This is a genomic window from Hydrogenophaga sp., assembly GCF_025699295.1.
Classification (GTDB): domain Bacteria; phylum Pseudomonadota; class Gammaproteobacteria; order Burkholderiales; family Burkholderiaceae_C; genus Hydrogenophaga.
In genome coordinates, this window is the sequence record NZ_JAILWB010000015.1 from 115,140 (window position 1) to 122,313 (window position 7,174).

7 protein-coding genes are annotated in these 7,174 nt (G+C 69.0%); 4 read left to right on the forward strand and 3 right to left on the reverse strand.

The features are described from left to right. Positions 1-17: 17 nt before the first annotated feature. From K5880_RS16790 to K5880_RS16805, 4 genes are read left to right on the forward strand one after another with little or no spacing between them, the layout of a single operon-like run. A complete protein-coding gene (locus tag K5880_RS16790; protein WP_297654860.1) occupies positions 18-839 on the forward strand; it encodes an alpha/beta hydrolase in 822 nt (273 codons plus the stop codon). After that, entirely contained in the window at positions 836-1,363 is a 528-nt protein-coding gene (locus K5880_RS16795; RefSeq protein WP_297654862.1) for an OsmC family protein, read from the forward strand. Before K5880_RS16790 ends, K5880_RS16795 begins: the two co-directional genes overlap by 4 nt. Before the next feature lie 6 nt (positions 1,364-1,369). Further along, entirely contained in the window at positions 1,370-2,350 is a 981-nt protein-coding gene (locus tag K5880_RS16800) for an AraC family transcriptional regulator (RefSeq protein ID WP_297654865.1), read from the forward strand. Between the two features lie 53 nt (positions 2,351-2,403). Further along, positions 2,404-3,558, forward strand: coding sequence for a mechanosensitive ion channel domain-containing protein (locus tag K5880_RS16805; protein WP_297654868.1), 1,155 nt, complete (start codon positions 2,404-2,406; stop codon positions 3,556-3,558). A 22-nt stretch (positions 3,559-3,580) separates the two neighbouring features. On the opposite strand, the gene K5880_RS16810 is transcribed toward K5880_RS16805, so the two are convergent. The 3 genes from K5880_RS16810 to K5880_RS16820 form a co-directional block, all read right to left on the reverse strand. Then, positions 3,581-4,534 (reverse strand): ABC transporter substrate-binding protein, encoded by a 954-nt coding sequence (locus K5880_RS16810; RefSeq protein ID WP_297654870.1) that lies wholly within the window; start codon positions 4,532-4,534, stop codon positions 3,581-3,583. 70 nt (positions 4,535-4,604) lie between these two features. Further along, positions 4,605-5,621, reverse strand: coding sequence for an ABC transporter permease (locus K5880_RS16815; RefSeq protein WP_297654873.1), 1,017 nt, complete (start codon positions 5,619-5,621; stop codon positions 4,605-4,607). Between the two features lies 1 nt (position 5,622). Beyond that, on the reverse strand, positions 5,623-7,107 hold the full coding sequence (locus K5880_RS16820) for a sugar ABC transporter ATP-binding protein (protein ID WP_297654878.1): 1,485 nt from the start codon (positions 7,105-7,107) through the stop codon (positions 5,623-5,625). Positions 7,108-7,174: the final 67 nt, after the last annotated feature.

Here is a 7,174-nt window from a genome sequence, read left to right on the forward strand (position 1 = left end):
GTTCCGGGAAGGTTTGTGTGTCCGATCCCATCCCCTTTTTCCTCGAAGCCGGCGCGGGCCCCGGTGTGGTCTGCCTGCACTCGAACGCCAGCACCTCAGCCCAGTGGCGGACCTTGATGGCCTTGCTCGCGCCGCGCTTTCATGTGCTCGCGCCCGACAGCCTGGGAGCGGGCAAGAGCCCTCCCTGGCCCGCCGGCCGCGACGTGCGACTGCGCGACGAGGTGGCGCTGGTCGAGCCGGTGTTGCAGCGCGCGGGCGAGCGCCCGGTGCTGGTGGCGCACTCCTATGGCGCGGCGGTGGCGCTGGTGGCCGTCGCGCTGTATCCAGGCCGCTTTCGCGCGCTGGCCTTGTTCGAGCCGACCCTGTTTGCCCTGCTGGACGCCGAGTCGCCGCCGCCCAACGAGGCCGACGGCATTCGGGGGGCGGTCGCTGCCGCCGGCGCCGCGCTTGACCGGGGCGACGCCGACGCCGCGGCGGGCCACTTCATCGACTTCTGGATGGGTGAGGGCGCCTGGCAGCGCACGCCCGAAGCACGGCGTGGGCCGATCGCCGAATCGGTGCGCAACGTGCGGGGCTGGGCTCGTGCGCTGACCCGCGAACCTACGCCACTGGCGACGTTCGCCGCGCTCGATCTGCCGGTGCTGCTCATGACCGGCACCGTGTCACCGGCCTCGTCGCGCGGTGTGGCGCGCCTGCTCGCCAGCACCTTGCCCCGGGTACAGACCCTCGAGTTCGACCGTGTGGGCCACATGGGGCCAATCACCCACGGCGCCCTGGTCAACGAGGCCATCGCGCAATTTCTCGACACCTTGCCGCCGCACCGGGAGCACGCTTCATGACACAACAACCCCTCGCCCAAGCGCTGCGGCGCGTGCAGGCCGTGCTCGAACGCCGTCCCGACAGCGGCCTGCACGAGGACGGCCCGGCCACTGCGCGCTGGGAGGGAGGCACACGCGTGGTGGCCCACCATGACAATGGCACGCAGGTGCCTTCGGACATGCCGGCCGAACTCGGCGGCACCGGCGACCTGATCACGCCGGGCTGGCTGTTTCGCGCCGGCCTGGCGGCCTGCGCGACCACATCCATCGTGATGGCGGCCGCGGCCGAGGGCATCGCGCTCACGGGGCTGGAGGTGAAGGCCACCAGCCGTTCCGACACGCGTGGCCTGATCGGCATGGCGGATGCCGACGGCCAGCCGGTGCACGCTGGCCCCGGGGACGTGCAACTGGCGGTGCACATCGTGGCCGACGGCGTTGCGCCCGAGCGCCTGCGCGCGCTGGTGCAGGCCGCCGTGGGCCGATCGCCCATCCCCAGTGCGCTGCAGGTCGCCACGCCGCTGGCCCTGCGCGTTCACATCGATTGACGGCCCATGGACGCGCTCTCCGAAACCCTGCGCGTGGTGCAACTGGTGGGCGCCATCTTTCTGCAAGGGCGCTTCACCGCGCCCTGGTGCTACCAGTCGCCGGCGGCCGACGCGGCCGCGCCCCTGCTCGAGCCCGGCGCCGAGCGCGTGGTGATCTTCCACATGGTCACCGAGGGCGAGTGTGTCGTGGAACTGGATGGCGAGGCTCCCATGCGCCTGGCCGCGGGAGACGTGATCGTGTTCTCGCGTGGTGATGCGCACCGCATGGCCTCGGTCACCGGGCTCGTGCCCGCGCCCGCCACGCCCCTGAAAGACCTGCTCATGCGCCGGCCGCGCCAGCTCAATTACGGTGGTGGCGGCGCCACCACCCGGCTGCTGTGCGGCTATCTCGCCTGCGATGCGCGGCTGGCGCGGCTGCTGCTGGACGGGCTGCCGCCGCTGGTCAAGGTCAACGTGCGGGGATCGAATGCCGGCGTCTGGCTCGAAGCCTCCGTGCGATACGCGCTGGCCGAAGCCCGTTCGCCCCGGCCGGGGGGCTCCGGCGTGCTGTCCAAGCTGGCCGAGGTGCTGTTCATCGAGGTGCTGCGGCTCTACATCAACGAGCAGAGCGCGGGCCGCACCGGCTGGCTCGCGGGCCTGGGCGACCGCATCGTGGGGGGCGCGCTCAACGCGCTGCACCGGCATCCGGCGCGCGCGTGGACGCTGGAGGAACTGGCACGCGAGGCAGGCACCTCGCGTTCGGTGCTGGCCGAGCGCTTCCAGCTCCTCGTGGGCAGCTCGCCCATGCAGTACCTGATGCAGTGGCGCATGATGCTCGCGGCCAACCTGCTGTGCCGCAGCAAGGCGCCGCTCGCGCGCATCGCCGAGGACGTGGGCTACCAGACCGACACAGCCTTCAGCCGCGCATTCCGGCGCGAGTACGGTGTGCCGCCTGCGACCTGGCGGCGCCGGCGCGAGGCGCTGGCGGATCTGGTGACTGGCGCCTGAGTCACCGTGCGCCGGGGATTTTCCCGGTGGCCTGGTTCTGGCTACGATGGGGCATGACCGCTGAAGACTGGCTCCCCACTGGATTCCCCCCGCTTCTGGCTGAATGGCTGCCGACCCTGCTGGTGGCGTTGTTGCTCGCGCTGCTGGCCGAGCTGGTGTTCCGGCTGGGGCGGCGCGTGGTGCTGCGCGCCGCGCGCAACGCACCCGTGGTGGCCAGCGTGGGCCGCGCGGTGCAGGCACCGGCGCATCTGCTGCTGTACCTGTTCGCCCTGCACGTGCTGTGGCAGCAGATGCCTCCCGGAGCCGGCTGGCTGCCGGGCATCGAGCGGCTGACCGCGCTGCTGCTCATTGGCGTGATGACCTGGTTGCTGGCGCGCGTGGTGCAGGGAGTGGCCAGCGGCGTGGCCGAGGCCAACCCGCTGGCGGTGGCGGACAACCTGGAGGCGCGGCGCATCCGCACGCAGACCCTGGTGCTCTCGCGAACGGTGCAGGGCATGGTGGTGCTGGTCGGTGCGTCGCTCATGCTCATGACCTTCCCCGCGGTGCGCCAGGTGGGCGCCAGCCTGCTGGCCTCGGCGGGTGTGGTCGGTCTTGTGGCGGGCTTTGCCGCGCGGCCGGTGCTGGGCAACCTGATCGCCGGCCTGCAGATCGGGCTGAGCCAGCCGATCCGCATCGACGACGTGGTGATCGTCGAGAACGAGTGGGGTGTGATCGAGGAAATCACCGGTACCTACGTGGTGGTGCGCATCTGGGACGAGCGGCGCCTGGTGGTACCGCTGCAGTACTGGATCGAGAAGCCGTTCCAGAACTGGACGCGCAGCACCTCCGAACTCACCGGCACGGTGTTCCTGTGGGTGGACTACCGCATGCCACTGGCACCCTTGCGCGAGGTGCTGCAGCGCGTCTGCGAGGGGTCAGCGTTGTGGGACAGGCGGCTTGCCCTGCTGCAGGTGACCGAGGCCGGCGAGCGGGCCATGCAGTTGCGCTGCCTGGTCACGGCGGCCTCTGCTTCCGCCGCATGGGACTTGCGCTGCCATGTTCGCGAGTCCCTGATCGACTTCATTCAGCGCGAACACCCGGACTACCTGCCGCGCCACCGCGCCGAAATCGATCCGGCCGGAGCCGCCGCGCCCGTGGCACGAGGCACGCCACCCGTGGTGGAGGGTGGCGCGGCGCAGATGGAAACCCCTTCCACGCCCACGGGCTGAGCGGGCGGCAGGGCCCGCGGACTCAGAACGGTGAGTCGGGGAAGTAGTACTTGGCGGCGTTGTCCTTGGTGATCAGCACCGAGGGAATGATCGTCGTCTCCGGCATCTTGCCGCCCTTCACGCGGGCCTCGGCCGTGAGCTTCATCGCGTCGGCGATCATGCTGGGCGAGTAGGTCACGTCGGCCGTGACGATCGGGTCGCCGTCCATCACCTTCTTGATGTAGTCCTTGGAACCCGCGCCGCCCAGCACCAGCTTCACGTCGCTTCTCTTGGCCTGCTCGATGGCCTTCTGCACGCCCACGGCCATGTCGTCGTCCGAGGCCCAGACCGCGTCGATCTGCTTGAAGCGCGTGAGGTAGTCCTGCATCACCTTGAAAGCGTCGTCGCGGTTCCAGTTGCCGTGCTTGGCGTCCAGCACCTTGATGTTCGGGTGCTTCTTCATCACCTCGTTGAAGGCGTCGACGCGCTGGTTGTCGATCACGGTGGGGATGCCGCGCAGGATCACCACATTGCCCTTGCCGCCCATGGCCTTTGCCATGTATTCCGCGGCGACCTTGCCGAAGCCCGGGTTGTCGCCCGCCACATAGGCGTTCTGTGCGCTCGGGTCGGTCAGGCCGCGGTCCACCACTGTCACGTACACCCCTTTGCTCTTGACCTGCGCAACGGGTCGTGTCAGCGGCGCGGATTCGAACGGCAGGATCACCAGGGTGTCGATCTTGTTGACCGTCTGCAGGTCCTGAACCTGGTTGGCCTGTTCGGCGGCGGAGCCGGCGGTCTTCACGATGACCGATGTGCCGGGGTACTGCTTCTCCAGTTCGGCCTTGGTGCGGTTGGCCCAGTACACCACGCCGCCCGTCCAGCCGTGCGTGGCGGCGGGGACGGACACACCCATCACCAGCTTGTTCTGGGCGAAGGCCGGTACCGTCACGAGCGTGGCGATGGCCAGTGAGATGGCAGAGAAAAGGCGTCTGTTCATGAATGTCTCCTTGCTAGGTTTGTCGAGGCTGGAATGGCTCGCCGGCCGGTGGGCTGCGCAGCCGGGGAATTCATCGTCGCCCTCTTTGCAGGAAGGCCACGACGATGATCACGAAACCCTGCACCGCCGCGTTCAGGTATACGCTGATGATGCTGGTGAGGTTGAGGATGTTGCCGATGACGGAGAGCAGGATTGCCCCCACCACGGTGCCCAGGATGCGGCCCTGGCCGCCCTTGAGCGCGGTGCCGCCGACGATCACCGCGGCAATCGCTTCGAGCTCCCAGAGCAGGCCGGTGGACGGCGACGCAGACCCCAGGCGCGGCACGTAGAGCAGGGTGGCGATGCCCACGCAGATGCCCAGCAGCACGTAGGTGAGGATCTTGATGCGGTCCACCGCCACCGCGGCGTAGCGCGCCACCTGTTCGTTGGAGCCGATGGCCTGTACGTAGCGACCGTAGCGGGTGCGGTTGAGCAGCAGTGCGCCGGCCAGCGCGACCGCCAGGAACACCCAGATCGGAATCGGGATGCCCAGCCACGAGCTGTAGTAGACCGGGCCGTAGGTGTCGCCCAGCTCGTTGTCCAGCGTGAGCGCGCCGCCATTGGAAAAGTAGGTGAGGTAGGCACGGAAGATGCCCAGCGTACCCAGCGTGACGATGAAGGGCTCGATGCGGCCCTTGGTGATGAGCACGCCGTGCGCCAGGCCGAAGGCCGCGCCCAGCGCGAGCGCGACCACCATGCCCACCAGCACGGCGGCCACCGGGCTGCCCACATGGGGAGCGACCCAGTTCATCACCATGATCACGCAGCCGGCGATCAGCGCGGCCATGGAGCCCACCGAGAGATCGATGCCGCCGGAGATGATGACGAAGCACATGCCCACCGCAATGATGCCGATGAAGGCCGTTCGCGTGAGCACGTTCATCGCGTTGTCCCAGGTCGCGAAGTCGGGGTTGAGCAGGGTGCCGGCGATGCACAGCAGCACCAGGCCGACGATGGGGCCGGCGTCGCGCAGGCGGTGGCTCAGCGGTTTTCGGTCCTGCCGGGGAGGGGCTTCGACAAGCTCGGCCTGAACGGTGGTCTGGTTCATTTCAATGTGTTCCGGTGGCATGGGCGATCAACGCCTCTTCGGTCAGGTTTTCAGCGTCCAGCGTGGCCTGCACGGCGCCCGCGCGCATCACCACCACGCGGTGGCACAGGCCGATCAGCTCCATCAGTTCGGAGGAGATCACGACCACGCCGCGGCCTTCGGCCGCCAGGCGCTGGACCAGGAAATAGATGTCGCGCTTGGCACCCACGTCGACACCGCGCGTGGGCTCGTCCAGCACGACCACGCGCGGATCGGGCTGCAGCACCTTGGCCATGGCCAGCTTCTGCTGGTTGCCGCCGGAGAGCGAGCCCGCGGGCGCGTCCAGCGAGCCGGTGCGGATGCCGAAGTCCGCCACCGCCTTTTCCAGGGCGCGGCGTTCGGAACGCGGGTCGAGCAAGGGCTTTGCGTGGCGGTCCAGGTCCATGAGCGTGAGGTTCTCCTGCAGCGACAGGCGCACGTGCAGGCCGCAACCCTTGCGGTCTTCACTCAGGTAGGTCAGACCTTCGTGAGCGGCCTCGCGCGGGTTGCGGAAGTGCACCGGGTGGCCGCCCAGGTGCATCTGGCCACCGCTGCGCGGCCGCAGGCCCAGCAGCCCTTCGAACAGCTCGGTGCGGCCAGCGCCCACGAGGCCGGCGAAACCCAGGATCTCGCCGGGGCGCACGTCGAAGCTGACGTTTTTCGCCCAGCCCGGCACGGTGACGTCCTTCACCGAGAGCAGGGGCTCGGCGGGGGGTGGCGCTACCCGCTGGGGAAACATGTCGGAGAGTTCACGGCCCACCATCAGGTTGGCCATCTGCTGACGCGTGTGTTCGGCAGTGGGACCCCGCGCCACGAAGCGGCCGTCGCGCATCACGACGATGTCATCGGTCACGCGCTTCACCTCGTCGAGCTTGTGCGAGATGTAGACCACGCTCACGCCCTGTTCGCGCAACTGGGCGATGAGTGCGAACAGGCGCTGCGTTTCGGACGGCGTGAGCGTCGCGGTGGGCTCGTCCATCACCAGCAGGCGCGCGTGGCGCGACAGGGCCTTGGCGATTTCCACCAGCTGCTTCTCGGCCACGATGAGGTCACGCGCGCGGGTGTCGGGGTCTATGTCCAGCCCCACCTGCTGCAGAACCTCGCGCGCGGCGCGTCGCATGCCGGCCTCGTCCAGCCACCAGCCCTTGCGCATCTCACGCCCGAGGAAGATGTTCTGCGCCACGGTCAGGTCGTCGGCCAGGTTGAATTCCTGGTGGATCAGCACGATGCCGGCTTCTTCCGCCTCGCGCGAGCTGGCGAAATGCCGCACCACGCCATCGACTTCCAGGCTGCCACCGGAGAGCGATTCGTAGCCCGCGAGGATCTTCATCAGCGTGGACTTGCCTGCACCGTTCTCGCCCAGCAGGCCGACCATGCGCCCGGGCGCGAGCTCGAAGCTCACGCCGTGCAGCACGCGCACCGGCCCGAAGTCCTTGACCACGTCGTTGAAGCGCACGCTCAGGCTCACGCAGGAACCTCCACCCACCGGCCGCCCTGCGAGGACGATTGCACGGCGGCTTCGATGAAGGCCATGC